The sequence below is a fragment of the Pseudomonas sp. MF06569 genome (assembly GCF_059862735.1).
In genome coordinates, this window is sequence record NZ_JCBCUZ010000002.1 from 332145 (window position 1) to 348750 (window position 16606).

Consider the following 16606-nt stretch of genomic DNA (forward strand, 5'->3'; position numbering starts at 1 on the left):
ATGCGTGTGTGGTTTTTAAGTGCTGCTCTGGCCCTGATGTGCATGGCGCAGACGGCAACGGCGGGAACAATACTGATTGTTGGCGATAGTATCAGCGCGGCTTTCGGACTGGATACCCGTCTGGGATGGGTGTCTTTGCTCGAAAAGCGGCTCAAGGAGCAAGGATACGACGACCAGGTGGTCAACGCTTCGATCAGCGGTGACACCAGCGCTGGAGGGCTTGCGCGCCTGCCTGCGCTGCTTGCAGAGCATAAACCCGATGTGGTGATTGTCGAATTGGGTGGCAACGATGGGCTGCGTGGCCAGTTGCCAGCGCAATTGAAACAAAATCTTGCAGGCATGATTGACGCCTCCAAGCAGGCGGGTGCCAAGGTGCTGTTGCTGGGGATGCAGTTGCCGCCCAATTACGGTGCGCGCTACACCCAGGCTTTTGCCGCCGTGTATGGCGAACTGGCCAAGGAAAAAAACGTCCCGCTGGTGCCGTTTTTCCTTGAGGGCGTGGGGGGCAAACCCGAGCTGATGCAGGCCGATCGCATCCACCCGGCGGTCGGGGCGCAGGGGCTTTTGCTGGATAATGTGTGGCCGGCGCTAAAACCCCTGCTTTGATGCTTTTCTAGTGGCAGTGTTTCGGCTAAGGTGGCGCCCCCCCGATTTGGAGCCCCCGATGTCGCGTCCTGCCTGGTCTTTATATGCCTATCAACTGATCGAGCCTGACGAACAGCTCGATCTGTTCGCCTGCCAGGAGGTACGGGTGCATCTGGTGACGCGTCAATTGGAGCTGGGAGGCACCATTGACCGTACGTTGTGTGGCTCATTGCTGCCTGCCCAGCCGCGCTGGTCGGATGTCACGCGCAAGGTCTTTCAAGACCACCGGCTATGCCCGCTGTGCAGGGCAATTATCGAGTCCCAGCGGCGTGGCACCGAGCCTATCTGGCCAGAGTTACGCTTTGAACTATGATGTTACCTGTTTGATGCCCTAGCCGGCTCACGCTCCCCGTGGGCGCGGTGTACACTCCCTTTTTTGTCCCCCGTTGATTATGCGAAGGATGTTCCGGATGTTGTCGCGCCTACCTGCCGTCACCCGCTACCTGTCAGTTGCCGCACTTTGTGTTGCGGGTCCCGCTGTTGCGCTTGAATTCCCGCTGCCACCGCCTGGCGAAGATGTGGTCGGCGAAGTGCAGGTCATCAAGGGCAAGTACGAAGACTCCTTTGCTGATCTGGGAAACAAGTACGAACTGGGCTATTCGGAAATGATCGCAGCCAACCCGGGAGTGGATGCCTGGTTGCCGGTCAAGAAGAACCTGGATGGTACGATCGTCGACACCGATATCGTGTTGCCAACCCAGTTCATCCTGCCGCCGGGCAAGCGTGAAGGGATCGTGATCAACCTGGCCGAATATCGTTTGTATTACTTCCCCAAGGACCAGAACAAGGTCTACACCTTCCCGCTGGGGATTGGCCGCGAAGGTTGGGGCTCGCCTCTGGGCCAGACCAAGATCACCGCCAAGACACCCAATCCGACCTGGACGCCACCGGCTTCGATCAAGGCCGAGCACGCCAGAAACGGCGATCCGCTGCCCAACGTCGTGCCTGCAGGGCCTGACAACCCGTTGGGCCCTTTCAAGTTCACGCTTGGCATGCCGGGTTACCTGATCCATGGTTCGAACGCCAAGTTCGGCATTGGTACCGGAACCAGCCATGGCTGCTTCCGCATGCTGAACCAGAACGTGCTTGAAATGTCGCGAATGGTGCCTGTCGGAACACCGGTGCGAATCATCAACGAGCCGTACAAGATTGGTGTCAGCGGCGGCAAGGTCTTCCTTGAGGTCCATGAGCCGTTGAACGTCAAGGATGGCTCGCTGCTGGCCGTCAGCGACAAGTCCCATTTGACCCCTGAAGACTTGCAAAACAAGTACGCCGCGTTCATGAACTTTCTGCTCAAGCACAAAGCCCTGGAAAACAACATCCAGATAGACAAAGACAAGGCGTTCCCTGTTGTGGGTGCCGAGACCGGTATACCTGCAGAGATCGGCATATCCAATTCGCCAGTGGCGGATGGCCAGTCTCTGGATTACGTGCAGTAAAACGCACTAAAAACGCGCAATAAAAAGCCGCCGCGGTTAATACCTTCGGCGGCTTTTTTATTGCCTGCTTAGTGGCCGGCAGGCAATAAAAAAGCCGACCTATAAATAGGTCGGCTTGATAACAATCCCGAAGGACTATTACTTGCGGCTTGCTTTTTCAAGCATGCGCAGAGCGCGCTCGTTTGCTTCATCAGCAGTCTGTTGTGCTTTTTGAGCAGCAGCCAGAGCTTCGTCAGCTTTACGGTAGGCTTCGTCAGCACGAGCCTGGGAGCGAGCTGCTGCATCTTCAGTTGCAGTCAGACGGGCTTCAGTTTCTTTAGATACGCTGCTGCAACCGGTAGCCAGAACTGCGGCCAATGCCAGAGCAGAGAATTTCAGAACGTTGTTCATCGTGTTCCCCTTCAAGGACTTTCTAATTAAAGCTGCTCCTTCAAAGTGAGGAAACAGCCGGCGTACATAGTACCCATTACTTGTAGTAAGTAAAATGACCTAGCGCAAGAACCAAAAAAAATATTTGGCCAGCATTGTTGATGGGCTAGCTTTAACTGATTGTGCTTGTAAAACAGTCAGTTTGGAGTGCGGTCAGGGGCGTGCTCGTTGAGGGCACAACGTGACTTTAAGTGTGGTTCTACGTCATAGCCTCAACCTTCCGGAAATGTTCAGGGCTACTTTAAGGTTGTCGGGCTGACGAAACGTTTTAGCAGGCTTGTTTTGCGGACAATTGCCGACCCCATGAATTGAACATTTGCATTGAGAGTGGCTACTCTTTAATCAGGCCGGTTCACACATTCTGTGCTGGCAGCGCGTGCCTGATGGCGTAGTAGTTCCCTCGGCGGAAAAACAACAGTAAGGTAGGGGTCACGGTACAAGACCCGCGAAGGAGCAATGATGAGCGAGGCGTTGTCTATCCACCATGACCAGGCAGGTCACCAGTTTGAGACCACTGTCGACGGTCATCGTGCTTACCTGACCTACATGGATTTGGGCAAGCAGACTCTGGATATCTATCGCACGTTCGTGCCTAACGCCCTGCGTGGTCGGGGTATTGCGGCAGCATTGACGGAGCAGGCGCTCGATTACGCCGACAAGATGGGGTACGAGGTGATTCCTTCATGTTCGTATGTCGAACGTTACATGGAGCGTCACAAGCGCCCTCAGGCCAATACCTGAAACTAGATTCATAAAAACGCCGGGCTTGCCCCGGCGTTTTTGTGTCTGGCTACAACTGCACGGTGATGGCGCTGGTGGGGCGTGTGCAGCACAGCAGGATGTTGCCGGGTTGGGGTGTATCCAGTGGTTCTTCCAGATACTCCACGGTGCCCTCCTGCAGCCGGACCTGGCAGGTGTTGCACAGCCCCGCACGGCAGTTGAAGGCGGGTTCCAGCCCGGCCTGTTCGGCCAGTTCCAGCAGCGAGTTACAGCTTTCATTCCACATCACCCGGGTGCCGGACGGCATGAAGCAGACACTCAGGGTGTCGTCATCCGCGCGTGCAGCAGTCGTGACGATGGCAGGTTCTGCAACCGCACTGACTTCATCTTCTTCCAGCACGGCGGCCGGTCCAAAAAATTCATAGTGAATACGCTCCCTGGCGACCCCGAGGCTGCGTAACAGGCGCCAGTTTGCCTGCATGAACGGACGGGGACCGCACAGGTAGACATCGTAATCGTCCAGTGGCAGCAGCTGTTGCAGGGTTTGGCGCGTGATCAGGCCTTCGCTGTGATAACGCCCTCTGTCGTCTGCAACCGGGTTGCGGTAGCAAAAATGCACGGCAATGCCCGAGCGCCTGTCGGCCAGCGCCAGGACCTCCTCGCGCAAGGCATGTACCGCCCCGTTCTCGCAGGCATGCACAAAGTGCACGGCCCGACCGGATTGCTGGCTCAGGGTGTGGAGCATGCTGACCATGGGTGTCAGACCGACCCCGCCGCTGAACAGCAGCACAGGCCGGGTACTGATCTCGTCCAGCACAAACGTCCCGGACGGCCCCGCCACTTCCAGCAGGTCTCCCACCTGCACACAGTCGTGCAGATGGCTGGAGCCCAGCCCGGAGGGCAAATGGGGCTGGTCGAAGGGCGCAGGTTCGCGCTTGACCGAAATCCGCACCTGGCGCCCATTGGCAGCGCAGGCACTGAAGCTGTAATTGCGTAGCACCGTGCTGCGGTCTGTCAGTGTCAGGCGCAGTGTGAGGAATTGGCCGGGGCGAAAATCAAGCTGGCTGATACCGTCTGCGGGCGCCAGGACGAAGGAGGTGATGAGTGTACTTTCAGGTTGCTTGTCGATCACCCGCCAGGCGCTGAAACCCGGTGTTTGAGTGCTCATCTCAGGCCTCCACGGCATTCGGCATGGCGGACACCAGCGGAATCAGTTCCTGGGGTTGCTCAAGGGCAATCAGTCGCGCGAGATTGCGTCGAAACCGCAGCGGCCCCGCGTCGGAAGCCAGGTCAATATTCGGGCTGCGCTTGTGGGTCATGCCCTGATGCACAGCGCTGAGTACAACCCGGTCCTCGGCAAACGCGTGGCGCACGTCTTCGTCAAACTGACGGGAAATGTCCTCGTTGTCCTGGTCGAAATTACGCACTTGGAACCAGTAGTAGCGCGTGTTCGAGTCGTCGATGGGGGTCATGAAGTTGTAGGAGTTCATCAGGAATACCTGCTCATGCAGCGCGCCGTCATCGCTGCCTGTGCCCGCCGGGGTGAAGATGGCCTTGATGATGGCCTGTGCCGGGTAGTGGACTTCGTAGTGTTGCTTGCGATCACAGTGGCCGCTGAATTTGACGAACTTGGCATAGAAGGGCGCGACTTCAACGTCACGCATCCAGCGCGAAACGATCACGCCGACATCGGTCACTGTGGTTTGCAGCGGTTCCTGGGCACAGGCGGCATTGCCGAAAGAGGACTGGTGGACCCAGGCCACATGGGACGGATCAAGCAGGTTGTCGGTCATGTACAGGTAGTTGCAAGGAATGATCATGCTGTCGCCACGGTTCAGGCCCCAGTCAGGATCGCCCCACTCGGGTACGTGACAGATCTTGTCGGCATCGGCCAGTTCGGCGTCGCCCATCCAGATCCAGATCAGGCCGTAACGCACCTGCAGCGGGTAGCTGCGCACTTTGGCGCCTTTGGGCACATGGCTGCTGCCAGGGGCTTTTACGCAGCTGCCGGAGCAGTCGAAGGTCAGGCCGTGATAGCCGCACTCGATGTCATCACCTTTGCGTCGGCCCAATGACAGCGGCAGCTTGCGGTGCGGACACGCATCCTCCAGGGCTACCGGGGTGCCATCACCCTTGCGGTACAACACGACAGATTCGTTGAGCAGCTTGACCGCAAGCAACTCCTCACCCAACTCGGTTTCACTGGCTGCGACATACCACGCGTTGCGCATAAACATGCGGTCTCTCCTTATTATTCTGGTGGTGCCCTGTGCGAGGACGAGACCAGAATAAGAGGCATCGCATGAGTAAGAATAGAGGTCTAAAACTGTTGTGTGCTTTAGTTTTTCTTAACTGATAGGCATCGGATGCGCAAAAAAACTGTGGGAGCGGGCTTGCTCGCGATGCAAGCAACACGGCACATCCGGCACGCTGCGCTAATGCCATCGCGAGCAAGCCCGTTCCCACAGGACAAGGGTCTACCGGGTAAGTGACGCTAGCGCCCGCTCCCAGATCTGCCGCGTACGCACCCATACAAGCTCTTGCCAGTCAGGGTCGGCCGGGAAGAATTGCTCCAGCAGTTTGAGTTTGATCTGCCGGGCTTGCGGGCTGAACAGGTCACCGTGCAGGTGCAGCCACTGGTCGTCGCGCAACACCCCGTGAATCTGCTCGCCGGGATAGGTGCCGCATTCGATTACAAACGGCATCAACCGCACGTGCGGCAGGGCATCAATCAGCGCTTGCGAGGTGTACCCCGTAGCCGTGGCGGCGACGCCTGTGTCGCTGTGGCTGCCAGCACCGGTCATCAGGGTGAACAGCCACGGGCCAAACAGTCGCTGGGCATCCTCCAGTGCCGGATAAGGTGCCTGGGCGATGGTCATCAGCATCGGATGGCCGTAATCACCGGCACCGGTGTGCAGGTCAAAGCACATGACGCTGCTGGCGTGGGCCACATGCTCCTGCAAGATCGTGTGCAAGGTGCGATTCGACCAGCTGGCGCCATTGCCGCCGTAAAACAGCCCGTCGGGATGGTGATACTGGCCCGCTTCGACAATCGACATCACCGCCGACCAGCCGTCGCGCTGAACCCGTGCATTGAGCAGGGCATCGGCCTGTTCGCGTTGCGGTCCGCGCAGTTGGTCGCAGGTGTAGATCCCGTGCAACGCTTCGTAAGCCTGGTTGTCGGGCGGTGGCTGGTTGAAGTCCAGATGGTTGCGATTGAGGTCGATATTGTCTTCGTTGACCCGGCGCATCCAGGCCGTGCCCCACGGGTTGATCAGGTGAATCATCAGCACGGCGACATCATCGGGCAGGCTGCGCTCGCCAAAGGTCTGCAGCCATTGGCGCTGACAGTCGGAGCCGTAGTAACCCTCTACACCGTGGGTGCCGCTCAGGGCCACCAGCAAGTGTTTTGCCTGGGGGTTGCCAATGAGGGCAACGTCGGTGCCAAGCGCCTCGCCGAACGGGCCGCGAAGCGGATGCGGGTACTCGTAAAGTTGTGCGCCTGCCTCGTTGGCCGCCGCCAGGAACTGCTCACGCTGGAGGGTAAAACTGCGGTGTGAAGGGAAACCTGTTGTCATGCCTTGCTCCTGTTGAACGACTTGCCTGCTCACTTCAAGCGCCCGGAAAGAAACTGGGTCAAGCGCTCGCTCTTGGGGTTGACCAGCACGTCGCCCGGCGGGCCTTGCTCCTCAACCAGCCCCTGATGAAGGAACATCACATGGTTGGATACATTGCGCGCAAAGCCCATTTCATGAGTCACCACCACCATCGTGCGGCCCTCTTCGGCCAGGGCCTGCATCACTTTGAGCACTTCACCGACCAGCTCCGGGTCCAGGGCCGAGGTGGGCTCGTCGAACAGCATGACCTCCGGCTCCATCGCCAGGGCCCGGGCAATGGCCACACGCTGCTGTTGACCGCCGGACAGGTGAGACGGGTACTTGCTTTCGACCTCGGGTGCCAGACCCACCTTGTGCAAGTATTGGCGCGCCCGCTCGATGGCTTCCTTGCGCTTGATGCCGAGCACATGGACCGGGGCTTCGATGATGTTTTCCAGCACGGTCATGTGTTGCCACAAGTTGAAATGCTGAAACACCATTGCCAGCTTGGTCCGCACTTTCTGCAGCTGACGCGGGTCAGCCACGCACAGTGCCCCGTTCAGATCCTGCCGGGTGCGGATGGGTTCGTCGTTCACCGTGATGCTGCCGGCGCAGGGCTGTTCCAGAAAGTTGATGCAGCGCAAAAACGTGCTCTTGCCTGAACCGCTGGAGCCAATGATGCTGATCACGTCACCGGCCTTGGCCTTGAGCGACACGCCCTTGAGGACTTCGTGATTGCCGTACTTCTTGTGCAGCCCTTCGATACTGAGTTTGTACATGCTCGATGTTCTCCAGGTGACGCCGGTTCAATGGGCCTGCGGTTGCAAGAAGGCTAGCCAGCGGTTTTCGCAGCGGCGAAACAGCCAGACCAGGGTAAAGACCATCACCGCGTACAACACGGCGGCCAGGCCAAAGGCTTCAAACGAGGAGTAAGTGGCCGAGTTCACATCGCGGGCGACCTTCAACAGATCCGGCACCGTGGCGGTGAAGGCCAGCGTCGTGGAGTGCAGCATCAGGATCACTTCGTTGCTGTAGAACGGCAGCGAGCGGCGCAGCGCCGAAGGCAAGATGATGCGCCGGTACAGGGTGAACTCGGACATGCCATAGGCGCGGCCGGCTTCAATTTCGCCGTAGGGCGTGGCGCGGATGGCGCCCGCGAAAATCTCCGTGGTGTAGGCGCACGTGTTGAGGGCAAAGGCCAGCAGCGTGCAGTTGATGCCCTCGCGAAAGAATGCATCCAGCGTCGGTTGGTCGCGCACCACCTGCAGGCTGTAAATCCCGGTGTAGAGAATCAGCAGCTGGATGTACAAGGGGGTGCCGCGAAACACGTAGGTGTAGAACCACACCGGAAGGCGCAGCAGCGGATTGCGCGATACCCGGGCTACCGCCAGTGGCACGGCCAGGGTGCCGCCGATGGCGATAGAGGCAACCAGCAGCCACAAGGTCATGGCTACGCCCGAGAGTTGATACCCATCGAACCACAGGTAGGATTTCCAGTACTCCTGGATGATTTCGTTCATAGCTGGGCACCTCTGACGCCGACCGAATAGCGGCGCTCAAGCCACATCAATACACCGTTGGACACCGTGGTCAGGGCCAGATAAATCAGCCCGCCGATCACGCTGAAAAAGAACAGGTCCATCGAGTTCTTGCCGGCATCCTGGGTGACTTTGACGATATCGATCAAACCGATGATCGACACCAGCGCGGTCGCCTTGATCAGTACCTGCCAGTTATTGCCGATGCCCGGCAGCGCGAAGCGCATCATTTGCGGGAACAGCACGCGGATGAAGACCTGGCGCCGATTCATGCCGTACGCCACGGCTGCCTCAAGCTGGCCTGCCGGCACGGACTGAAAGGCGCCGCGAAAGGTTTCGGTGAAATACGCCCCGTAAATGAAGCCCAGGGTCAGTACCCCGGCGGCGAACGGGTTGATATCGATTTGCTCGACCTGCAGCCATTCGGTGAGGTTGTTCAGCCAGATTTGCAGGCTGAAGAACAGCAGCAGCATGATGACCAGATCCGGCACGCTACGGATCAGCGTGGTGTAGCCCGCTGCCAGGTAGCGCACGGCCGGTTGCCTGGACAGCTTGGCTGACGCGCCGATCAGTCCCAGCGTGACGGCCAGCAGCATCGACAGCAGTGCCAGCTGGATTGTCGCCAGCGTCCCGTCGACGATCAGTGAGCCATAGCCCTGTAAGAACATGTTCTGTCGCTCCATGGGCAACGACGGTCCGCAGACCGGTTGCACGAAAGTGAACTGCAAGGCACCGGATCACCTGCATGCAGGTGATCCGGCACCGTTCAGACGCGGGCTTCAGTTATAGATGTCGAAGGTGAAGTACTTTTTCTGGATCGTGTCGTAGGTGCCGTCCTGGTGCATGGCGGCCAATGCCCGGTTGATGGCTTCGAGCAGTACCGGGTCGTCCTTGCGCAGACCGATGGCGATGCCTTCGCCGAGGATCTCGATGTTGGACACCGCGTCGCCGGCGAAGGCGAAGCCGTTGTTTTTGCTGGTTTGCAAGAAGCCGATATCGGCCACTGCCGCATCGGTCAGGCTGGCGTCGATCCGGCCGCTGACCAGGTCGGGATACAGCAGGTCCTGGTTGGGGTAAGTGACCATGATCACCCCTTGCGGCGCCCAGATGGCTTTGACGTAAGCCTCTTGAGTGGTGCCTTGGGCGACGCCCACGCGTTTGCCTTTCAGCGATTCCGGGGTCGGCAGCAAGCCGCTGTCTTTTTTGGCGATCAATCGGTTAGGGGAGTTGTAGAGACGGTCCGAGAACGCGACGTTCTTTTTGCGCTGCTCGTTAACGGTCATGGCCGACAACACCGCGTCGAATTTCTTCGCCCGCAATGCAGGGATGCTGCTGTCGAACGGGGTCTCGACCCATTTGCACTTGACCTTGAGTTCGGCGCAGATGGCATTGCCCAGATCAATATCAAAACCCACCAGTTCACCCTTTTCGTTTTTGGATTCGAAGGGTGCGAAGGTCGGGTCGACGCCGAAGCGAATCTCGGTCAAGTCCTTGGCCAGGATGCCGGTGGATGTCAGGGCTAAGACAGCTGCGAGGACAAGTTTTTTCATTTTTATTTTCCTTTGTCTGACGGGGGCGGCGTGATGACCGTGCTACAAATACGTCGTGCATTGATCGTACCTGTATATACATGATTAGCAATTTACAGGCCAATTCCGCTGGATGGCGTGCCAGAGCAGTTGCCTGGATAGGTTAGGGCCAGGAATGCACGGGCCATGTCACTCAACAACGGTGTGTCGTTACGTAGAGTTACATTCGTGTGGGAAATTTCCTCGTTCTGCTGCGGGGGGTGGCAAGACCAGAATACGAGGCTTTCATTTTTCTAAAAGAGGGTGAAAGCTGTGGCTTCCTATAGCTGCGCTAAAGTATCAGTCCGTCGATTTGCCTCAGGAGATGCTGATGAACAGCTTGCCTTCCCTGCGTGCCCTGCAGGTTTTTGAAGCCGTTGGACGTTTCGGCGGGATTGTTGAGGCGGCCAGGCGCCTCGGGATTTCAGCAGGAGCGGTGAGCCAGCAGATGAAGCTGCTGGAAGACACTCTGGGGTTGAGCCTAACCCACAAGGTCGGCAAGCGCATCCGCCTAACCGTTGCCGGTCAGCGTTACCACGAGAGTTGTGCTGCGGCTTTTGAAAGCCTGCGCGTTGCCCAGACCGAGGTCGAACGCTCGAAAAATGCCAGCAACCTGCGCATCAGTGCTTTGCCGTCGTTGCTCTCGGAGTGGCTGGCACCCCACGTCTATGCCTGGCAGGACGAGCATCCGCAGCTCAATGTGTTTCTCGACGCCAGCCATGCCGAGCCCTCGACTGAGGGGTATGACATCGACTTCCGTTTCACCTACGGCGATTACGTGGCGGGCGAAAACGCTATCGAGCTGTACCGCGATTGCGTGGTGCCCGTGCTGAGCCCGCAGTTATTACGCGCCGACGCTGCGCTCAATAGCCCCAAGGACTTGTTGACGTATCCCTTGCTGTCGATTGACTGGTTGCCCAAGTTCGCGTCGCCACCGTCCTGGCGCGACTGGTTCAAGGACCGGCAGGTGGACTGTGAAGGCCTGCGTGATGGTTATCGGGTCTATTCACTGTCGTCCATGGCGATCCATGCGGCGCTGGCGGGGCAGGGCGTGGTGCTGGCGCAGTATTCGATGGTGGCTGATGCGTTGGCGCAAGGGCGCCTGATCATGCCGTTCGCCCACGGCTTGCCCTTGCCTTCGGCGTATTTTCTGGTGGGTGCAAAGGGGGCTTTTGACAAGGCGCACTGTCGCGACTTTCATCGCTGGATGGTGGCCAAGGGGCGGGAACAGAGGGTGGCGAGTCAGCGGTTGCTGGAGAACGCATAACCTGAAACCAACGTGGGAGCGGGCTTGCTCGCGATGCCGGCGACACGGTCATTCAGCCAGACCATGTAGATGCCATCGCAAGCAAGCCCGCTCCCACCTGTCAGTGCGCTTTAGCCGCGATCACGCTTGGGCAGTACATCCTTGAGCTTGGCGCGCATGCTGCGCAGGGTGCTCTCGGTGGACGCCCAGTCGATGCAGGCGTCGGTAATCGACACGCCGTACTGCAAGTCTTCAAGGTTTTTAGGGATTGCCTGGCAGCCCCAGTTCAAGTGACTTTCAACCATCAGGCCGATAATCGACTGGTTGCCCTCGACGATCTGGTTGGCCACGTTCTCCATTACCAGCGGTTGCAGTGCCGGGTCTTTGTTGGAGTTGGCGTGGCTGCAGTCGACCATGATGTTCGGGCGGATTTTCGCCTTGTTCAGTGCCTGCTCGCAGAGCGCAACGCTGACCGAATCATAGTTCGGCTTGCCGTTGCCACCGCGCAATACCACGTGGCCGTAGGCGTTACCCTTGGTGGTAACGATCGACACGCCGCCTTCCTGGTTGATACCCAGGAAACGATGGGGGCTGGAGACCGACTGCAGGGCGTTGATGGCAACGGTCAGGCCGCCATCGGTGCCGTTTTTGAAACCTACCGACGAAGACAGGCCAGAGGCCATTTCGCGGTGGGTCTGGGATTCGGTGGTGCGTGCGCCAATGGCCGACCAGCTGATCAGGTCCTGCAGGTACTGCGGGGAGATCGGATCAAGGGCTTCAGTGGCCGTTGGCAGGCCCATTTCAGCCAGGTCCAGCAGCAGCTTGCGGCCGATGTGCAGGCCGTCTTCGATCTTGAACGAGTCGTCCAGGTACGGGTCGTTGATCAGACCTTTCCAGCCAACAGTGGTGCGTGGCTTTTCAAAATAAACGCGCATGACCAGATACAGCGTATCGCTGACTTCTGCGGCGAGCACTTTCAGGCGCTCGGCATACTCGTGGGCAGCCTTGATATCGTGGATCGAGCAAGGCCCGATGACAACGAACAGTCGATGGTCAGTGCCATCCAGGATGTTGCGAATCACCTCACGCCCTTTGGTCACCGTCTGCAGAGCCGTTTCACGCAAAGGCATTTCGCGCTTGAGCTGTTCAGGTGTGATCAGGGTTTCGTTGGAGGCAACGTTTAGGTCGTCGATCGGTAAATCAGCCATCGTGTTACTCGTCAGGTCACGGGTGCCGGCCGCCAGCGATCCCCGTGCGGCGGAGCACAGCTTGATTGAGCGCATCGGGGAGCCGAACCTTAACGCGTTATCCGGTAAGTCGACAATGGGCAGGCACAGCTTTAATCCAGTACCGCCTGCGCCATTGCGTGATCCAGGGTTGCCTGAGAGAACTCTACGGCGTGGTGGCTGACCCATTCCAGGGCAAGGGCTTCCAGGTCTTGCGGGCATGAGCTTTGCTGTTGCTGAAGGCGGGAGTAGTGCTCGATCTGGCAGATCTGTTCGCCCATGCGCGCCCCGAACAGCGCTTGTTCGTCGATCAGGGCCACCCCGATGCGATAGCCGTTCAGGTGTTTCTCGCACCAGGCTATATAGCTCGGATAGTGTGCGCTTTCCCCCAGGGTGGGCATGTACATGTCGACGGCGGTACCCCGTCGCCAGGCTCTATCGGTGTTGCATGACACGCCTGCGAGGCTGATAGAGTGCAGCTTGTGGCGCGAAAGTGAAGGTTGTTTGCGTCGCGTTATCTCAACGGGAATATCGTCAGGGTGAGGTAAAAAACGACCCATGAAAGCTGACTCCAAGTGCCATCAAATTAGTATTGTCTTTTGAGTATAGTGACTGAAATGGAACTGACAGACTTTGATGCCGATCAGCGCCTGCTGGCGTTGCCCGGGACTTCACTGGTGATCTTCACCAGCGCGGGTTGTTCGGCCTGCCGTACTGCGCGGCGCATGTTGCCCGCTATGCAGTTGCCCGTTGATCGGTTGTGCTGGATCGATGCCGGTGACAATGGTGGTCTGGTCGAACGTTACGAGATTTTCCATTTGCCCACCCTGTTTGTGGTGCACGACGGGGCCTTCTACGGTGAGTTGAAGTCTCGCCTGAGTGAGGGCGAACTGGCGCACCATATTCGACTCGCCTTGATGCATGAGCCTGACGAGCTACCGTGAAGCGGTGTCCGAACCCGCTTCAAACCTGTGGAGGCAACATGAGCAAAGGCTTAAAGGGCAAGCTGGTGCTGGCCATTTCTTCTCGGGCCCTGTTCGATTTGAGTGATAGCCATCAGGTGTATCTGAACAAGGGGATCGAGGCCTACCGGCAATACCAGATCGAGCATGAAGATGAAGTACTGGCGCCGGGGGATGCCTTCGCGCTGGTCAAAAAGCTCCTCAGTTTCAACGCAAGCCTTGGGCGTGACCGGGTCGAGGTGGTGCTGGTGTCACGCAACAGTGCCGATACCGGGTTGCGGGTATTCAATTCCATCCAGCATTACGGCCTGGATATTTCCCGTGCTGCCTTCAGCGGCGGGCGCAATCCCCATCCGTACCTCAATGCCTTTGGCTGTGACCTGTTTTTGTCGACCCATGCCGAGGATGTGCGCAGTGCACTGGATGCAGGTTTTGCGGCGGCGACCATCCTGTCGGGGGGTGCACTACGGGCCGAGAGCAACGAGTTGCGCATTGCCTTCGACGGTGACGCGGTGCTGTTTTCCGATGAATCGGAGCGGGTTTTCCAGTCCGGTGGCCTGGAGGCTTTTCAGTCTCTTGAACGCGAATCTGCCCGCAACCCGCTGCGTGGTGGGCCGTTCAAGGGTTTCCTGGAGGCGCTGAACCTGCTGCAGCGCGAGTTTCCTGATGACGCCTGCCCGATTCGTACCGCGCTGGTCACCGCACGGTCGGCCCCAGCTCATGAGCGGGTGATCCGTACCCTGCGCGATTGGGATATTCGCCTGGACGAGTCGCTGTTTCTCGGAGGACTGGACAAGTCGGCGTTTCTGGAGGCCTTTGCTGCCGATGTGTTTTTTGATGATCAGGCGGGTCATTGCGAAAGGGCGCGCCAGGTTGTCGCTACCGGTCATGTTCCACACGGCATCAGCAATGAATCCCGGGATTCGGTGCCCGAGTAAGCCTGCAAGCAGGTGGTCGAGGGGGCTTCGTAGTTGTCCGGGCGCTGCTAAGCTGAATCTACCTCGTTCATCAAAGCTGTCGGGAAGGTCGCATGATTCGCTCAATTCTCTATGCCACTGACCTCGGCGTTTATGCGCCCGTTGTAATGCAGCATGCGCTGGGGCTTGCCCGCAGCTTCGGCGCCGATCTGTTTGTGGTGCATGTAGTCGAACCCATGGGGCTGTTTGCCGAGTCAGTCCTGCAGAGTTATCTCGATGAGCATGCGTTGAACGAACTGCACCGCCAGGGCATGCACACCATGCTGTCGAATATTGAATTGCGTGTCCTTGAGAATCTTCGTGAGGAGTTGGCAGGGTGGGAGTTGGAACTGGCCCTGATTCGCTCGGTCAAGGTTATTCAGGGTGAACCTTCACAAGTCATTCTGGAGCAGTCGAAAAAGTTGTGCGTAGATCTGCTGATCCTGGGCAGTCACGCCCAGCCCACGGGGGGCGAGTCGCATTTGGGGCGAACCGCAACCAGGGTCATCGAGCTGGCGCAGATGCCGGTATATCTGGTGCCGCTGACACAGCGTCGGCGCAGCGCTGATGTGTAAGGCTGATGAATCGATAAAAACGATAAAAAGTTCTAGATTTCTTATTCCAACCTTCCATATAGTTATATATCGCCGCCGATACCCTTGGCGTCTATCAGCTTTGAGGGATGCATATGAAGCTTCAACAATTGCGCTACATCTGGGAAGTGGCGCACCACGACCTCAACGTTTCGGCCACTGCACAGAGCCTTTACACCTCACAGCCGGGTATCAGCAAACAGATCCGCCTGCTTGAAGACGAACTGGGGGTCGAGGTTTTTGCCCGTAGTGGCAAGCACCTGACCCGAGTGACACCGGCGGGCGAGCGCATCATCACGACGGCTGGCGAGATCCTGCGCAAGGTCGAAAGCATCAAGCAGATCGCTCAAGAGTTTTCCAACGAGAAAAAAGGCACGCTGTCGATTGCCACCACCCACACCCAGGCGCGTTACGCCTTGCCGCCGGTGATCAGCAATTTCATCAAGCAGTACCCGGATGTCGCGTTGCATATGCATCAGGGTTCGCCCATGCAAATTGCCGAGATGGCCGCTGATGGCACCGTTGACTTTGCAATTGCCACCGAGGCCCTGGAGCTGTTTGGCGATCTGGTGATGATGCCGTGCTACCGCTGGAATCGCTGCGTGGTCGTGCCACAAGGTCACCCGCTGACCAAACTGCCAAAGCTGACCCTCGAAGCCCTGGCTGAATTCCCGATCGTGACTTACGTTTTCGGCTTTACGGGCCGTTCCAAGCTCGATGAAGCCTTCAGTCATCGCGGCCTGACCCCCAAGGTGGTGTTCACCGCGGCTGATGCTGACGTGATCAAGACCTATGTACGTCTGGGCCTGGGTGTTGGCATCGTGGCCAAAATGGCCGTGGACACCAAGCTCGACAACGACCTGGTGGTCCTGGATGCCAGCGAACTGTTCGAGTCCAGCATCACCAAGATCGGTTTCCGCCGTGGCACCTTCCTGCGCGGATTCATGTGCGACTTTATCGAGAAGTTTGCCCCGCACCTCACCCGTGAAGTAATGGCAAAGGCCATCGCCTGCCACAACAAGCAAGAGCTCGAAGAGCTGTTTGAAGGGGTCGAGCTGCCGGTGCATTGAGTGCAGCGTTTACCCCGTAGGTGTGGCTTTGTGCGGCGCCTGCGGGGTGCTTGTCACGACCTGTGTGAGCATTCCAGTTAGAAGCTTCCCGCCACGCCCCTCGCCTGATCCAGCCAGCCCTTGGTTGGCTCAGCCTGGGGCGTTTGTGTTTGCAGCGCGTGTTCCAGCAGGTTGTTGGCTTCCAGTGCTTGCGCGGCCTTGAGGATCGAAATCAAATTATCCGTAGTGGCGGTTTTTTCGGTCAGTGCAGGTGGTACGGGCAGCGCCTGGGCCGCTTTCACTGCGTCGCCGGTGTTTTTGGTAAAGGCGCACACGGTTTCTATGTCTTCGATCATCGGCAGTGACAGGCGGGTCACGGTGTCAAACGCATTGATAAACGGGAACTCCACCTTGCCGCGAAGCACCGGGGTGCCCAGGCTTGGCAGAATCAGCCCCACCAGATAACGCGGGTTCTGGCGCCTGATCGTCAGGCCGACACTGGCCACCGCCAAGGCCACGCCCACCACGCGCCCAACGTTCACCAGCAGCGACAGTTCGTTGTTGGATTGAGTGTCGAAGAAGATCCCGCGGTACCGAAAGTAGTCGCTGAACACCTCCCGCTCGTTCAAGGCCGCGTTC

19 protein-coding genes and 1 pseudogene are annotated in these 16606 nt (G+C 58.4%); 9 read left to right on the forward strand and 11 right to left on the reverse strand.

The window, feature by feature from the left end; genetic code table 11:
- The 3 genes from AC19YQ_RS03930 to AC19YQ_RS03940 all read left to right on the forward strand — a co-directional run bounded on the left by AC19YQ_RS03930 (window position 1) and on the right by AC19YQ_RS03940 (window position 2084).
- Entirely contained in the window at window positions 1–606 is a 606-nt protein-coding gene (locus AC19YQ_RS03930; RefSeq protein ID WP_500594626.1) for an arylesterase, read from the forward strand.
- A 58-nt stretch (window positions 607–664) separates the two neighbouring features.
- Entirely contained in the window at window positions 665–958 is a 294-nt protein-coding gene (locus AC19YQ_RS03935) for a hypothetical protein (protein WP_003446817.1), read from the forward strand.
- Window positions 959–1055: 97 nt separating this feature from the next.
- The gene (locus AC19YQ_RS03940) at window positions 1056–2084 is read left to right on the forward strand and encodes a L,D-transpeptidase family protein (RefSeq protein WP_133079365.1); all 1029 of its coding nucleotides are present in this window, start codon (window positions 1056–1058) and stop codon (window positions 2082–2084) included.
- Window positions 2085–2222: 138 nt separating this feature from the next.
- Here the strand turns inward: AC19YQ_RS03940 and oprI are convergent, their stop codons facing one another.
- Window positions 2223–2474, reverse strand: coding sequence for an outer membrane lipoprotei OprI (gene oprI / locus AC19YQ_RS03945; protein WP_003172710.1), 252 nt, complete (start codon window positions 2472–2474; stop codon window positions 2223–2225).
- A gap of 498 nt (window positions 2475–2972) precedes the next feature.
- Between oprI and AC19YQ_RS03950 the strand changes: the two genes are divergently transcribed.
- The gene (locus AC19YQ_RS03950) at window positions 2973–3254 is read left to right on the forward strand and encodes a GNAT family N-acetyltransferase (RefSeq protein WP_019827604.1); all 282 of its coding nucleotides are present in this window, start codon (window positions 2973–2975) and stop codon (window positions 3252–3254) included.
- A 49-nt stretch (window positions 3255–3303) separates the two neighbouring features.
- Here AC19YQ_RS03950 and AC19YQ_RS03955 read toward each other — a convergent pair whose 3' ends face one another.
- The 7 genes from AC19YQ_RS03955 to AC19YQ_RS03985 all read right to left on the reverse strand — a co-directional run bounded on the left by AC19YQ_RS03955 (window position 3304) and on the right by AC19YQ_RS03985 (window position 9917).
- A complete protein-coding gene (locus tag AC19YQ_RS03955) occupies window positions 3304–4401 on the reverse strand; it encodes a 2Fe-2S iron-sulfur cluster-binding protein (RefSeq protein ID WP_500594627.1) in 1098 nt (365 codons plus the stop codon).
- 1 nt (window position 4402) lies between these two features.
- A complete protein-coding gene (locus AC19YQ_RS03960) occupies window positions 4403–5470 on the reverse strand; it encodes a Rieske 2Fe-2S domain-containing protein (protein ID WP_133079367.1) in 1068 nt (355 codons plus the stop codon).
- Between the two features lie 240 nt (window positions 5471–5710).
- A complete protein-coding gene (locus tag AC19YQ_RS03965; RefSeq protein ID WP_500594628.1) occupies window positions 5711–6811 on the reverse strand; it encodes a DUF2817 domain-containing protein in 1101 nt (366 codons plus the stop codon).
- Between the two features lie 29 nt (window positions 6812–6840).
- Window positions 6841–7608, reverse strand: coding sequence for an ABC transporter ATP-binding protein (locus AC19YQ_RS03970; RefSeq protein WP_219261589.1), 768 nt, complete (start codon window positions 7606–7608; stop codon window positions 6841–6843).
- Between the two features lie 27 nt (window positions 7609–7635).
- Window positions 7636–8349 (reverse strand): ABC transporter permease, encoded by a 714-nt coding sequence (locus AC19YQ_RS03975; protein ID WP_019827609.1) that lies wholly within the window; start codon window positions 8347–8349, stop codon window positions 7636–7638.
- Entirely contained in the window at window positions 8346–9035 is a 690-nt protein-coding gene (locus AC19YQ_RS03980; protein WP_219261614.1) for an ABC transporter permease, read from the reverse strand. The genes AC19YQ_RS03975 and AC19YQ_RS03980 overlap by 4 nt, the downstream gene beginning before the upstream one ends.
- Window positions 9036–9146: 111 nt before the next feature.
- A complete protein-coding gene (locus tag AC19YQ_RS03985) occupies window positions 9147–9917 on the reverse strand; it encodes an ABC transporter substrate-binding protein (RefSeq protein ID WP_133079372.1) in 771 nt (256 codons plus the stop codon).
- Between the two features lie 349 nt (window positions 9918–10266).
- Here AC19YQ_RS03985 and AC19YQ_RS03990 point away from each other — a divergent pair, with 349 nt between their 5' ends.
- The gene (locus tag AC19YQ_RS03990) at window positions 10267–11202 is read left to right on the forward strand and encodes a LysR substrate-binding domain-containing protein (protein WP_500594629.1); all 936 of its coding nucleotides are present in this window, start codon (window positions 10267–10269) and stop codon (window positions 11200–11202) included.
- Between the two features lie 110 nt (window positions 11203–11312).
- On the opposite strand, the gene AC19YQ_RS03995 is transcribed toward AC19YQ_RS03990, so the two are convergent.
- Entirely contained in the window at window positions 11313–12389 is a 1077-nt protein-coding gene (locus AC19YQ_RS03995) for a 3-deoxy-7-phosphoheptulonate synthase (RefSeq protein WP_133079374.1), read from the reverse strand.
- Between the two features lie 131 nt (window positions 12390–12520).
- The gene (locus tag AC19YQ_RS04000; RefSeq protein WP_500594630.1) at window positions 12521–12967 is read right to left on the reverse strand and encodes a PilZ domain-containing protein; all 447 of its coding nucleotides are present in this window, start codon (window positions 12965–12967) and stop codon (window positions 12521–12523) included.
- Here AC19YQ_RS04000 and AC19YQ_RS04005 point away from each other — a divergent pair.
- From AC19YQ_RS04005 to cysB, 4 genes and pseudogenes are all read left to right on the forward strand, one after another.
- Window positions 12966–13351, forward strand: a pseudogene (locus tag AC19YQ_RS04005) (thioredoxin family protein). The gene AC19YQ_RS04000 and the pseudogene AC19YQ_RS04005 overlap by 2 nt on opposite strands.
- A gap of 38 nt (window positions 13352–13389) precedes the next feature.
- Entirely contained in the window at window positions 13390–14307 is a 918-nt protein-coding gene (locus AC19YQ_RS04010; protein WP_133079377.1) for a 5'-nucleotidase, read from the forward strand.
- Window positions 14308–14399: 92 nt separating this feature from the next.
- Window positions 14400–14900: a universal stress protein gene (locus tag AC19YQ_RS04015; protein ID WP_133079378.1), complete on the forward strand. Its 501-nt coding sequence runs from the start codon at window positions 14400–14402 to the stop codon at window positions 14898–14900.
- A 113-nt stretch (window positions 14901–15013) separates the two neighbouring features.
- Window positions 15014–15988, forward strand: a complete 975-nt coding sequence (gene cysB, locus AC19YQ_RS04020; RefSeq protein ID WP_133079379.1) for an HTH-type transcriptional regulator CysB — start codon at window positions 15014–15016, stop codon at window positions 15986–15988.
- A gap of 77 nt (window positions 15989–16065) precedes the next feature.
- On the opposite strand, the gene AC19YQ_RS04025 is transcribed toward cysB, so the two are convergent.
- The coding region (locus AC19YQ_RS04025; RefSeq protein ID WP_500594631.1) for a T6SS phospholipase effector Tle1-like catalytic domain-containing protein at window positions 16066–16606 on the reverse strand (541 nt) is incomplete at its 5' end.

Excerpts from the sequence above, each read along its gene's own strand:
- AC19YQ_RS03930 (WP_500594626.1), top strand. The coding sequence starts at position 1 with ATGCGTGTGTGGTTTTTAAGTGCTGCTCTGGCCCTGATGTGCATGGCG.
- AC19YQ_RS03935 (WP_003446817.1), top strand. The coding sequence starts at position 665 with ATGTCGCGTCCTGCCTGGTCTTTATATGCCTATCAACTGATCGAGCCT.
- AC19YQ_RS03940 (WP_133079365.1), top strand. The coding sequence starts at position 1,056 with ATGTTGTCGCGCCTACCTGCCGTCACCCGCTACCTGTCAGTTGCCGCA.
- oprI (WP_003172710.1), bottom strand. The coding sequence starts at position 2,474 with ATGAACAACGTTCTGAAATTCTCTGCTCTGGCATTGGCCGCAGTTCTG.
- AC19YQ_RS03950 (WP_019827604.1), top strand. The coding sequence starts at position 2,973 with ATGAGCGAGGCGTTGTCTATCCACCATGACCAGGCAGGTCACCAGTTT.
- AC19YQ_RS03955 (WP_500594627.1), bottom strand. The coding sequence starts at position 4,401 with ATGAGCACTCAAACACCGGGTTTCAGCGCCTGGCGGGTGATCGACAAG.
- AC19YQ_RS03960 (WP_133079367.1), bottom strand. The coding sequence starts at position 5,470 with ATGTTTATGCGCAACGCGTGGTATGTCGCAGCCAGTGAAACCGAGTTG.
- AC19YQ_RS03965 (WP_500594628.1), bottom strand. The coding sequence starts at position 6,811 with ATGACAACAGGTTTCCCTTCACACCGCAGTTTTACCCTCCAGCGTGAG.
- AC19YQ_RS03970 (WP_219261589.1), bottom strand. The coding sequence starts at position 7,608 with ATGTACAAACTCAGTATCGAAGGGCTGCACAAGAAGTACGGCAATCAC.
- AC19YQ_RS03975 (WP_019827609.1), bottom strand. The coding sequence starts at position 8,349 with ATGAACGAAATCATCCAGGAGTACTGGAAATCCTACCTGTGGTTCGAT.
- AC19YQ_RS03980 (WP_219261614.1), bottom strand. The coding sequence starts at position 9,035 with ATGTTCTTACAGGGCTATGGCTCACTGATCGTCGACGGGACGCTGGCG.
- AC19YQ_RS03985 (WP_133079372.1), bottom strand. The coding sequence starts at position 9,917 with ATGAAAAAACTTGTCCTCGCAGCTGTCTTAGCCCTGACATCCACCGGC.
- AC19YQ_RS03990 (WP_500594629.1), top strand. The coding sequence starts at position 10,267 with ATGAACAGCTTGCCTTCCCTGCGTGCCCTGCAGGTTTTTGAAGCCGTT.
- AC19YQ_RS03995 (WP_133079374.1), bottom strand. The coding sequence starts at position 12,389 with ATGGCTGATTTACCGATCGACGACCTAAACGTTGCCTCCAACGAAACC.
- AC19YQ_RS04000 (WP_500594630.1), bottom strand. The coding sequence starts at position 12,967 with ATGGGTCGTTTTTTACCTCACCCTGACGATATTCCCGTTGAGATAACG.
- AC19YQ_RS04010 (WP_133079377.1), top strand. The coding sequence starts at position 13,390 with ATGAGCAAAGGCTTAAAGGGCAAGCTGGTGCTGGCCATTTCTTCTCGG.
- AC19YQ_RS04015 (WP_133079378.1), top strand. The coding sequence starts at position 14,400 with ATGATTCGCTCAATTCTCTATGCCACTGACCTCGGCGTTTATGCGCCC.
- cysB (WP_133079379.1), top strand. The coding sequence starts at position 15,014 with ATGAAGCTTCAACAATTGCGCTACATCTGGGAAGTGGCGCACCACGAC.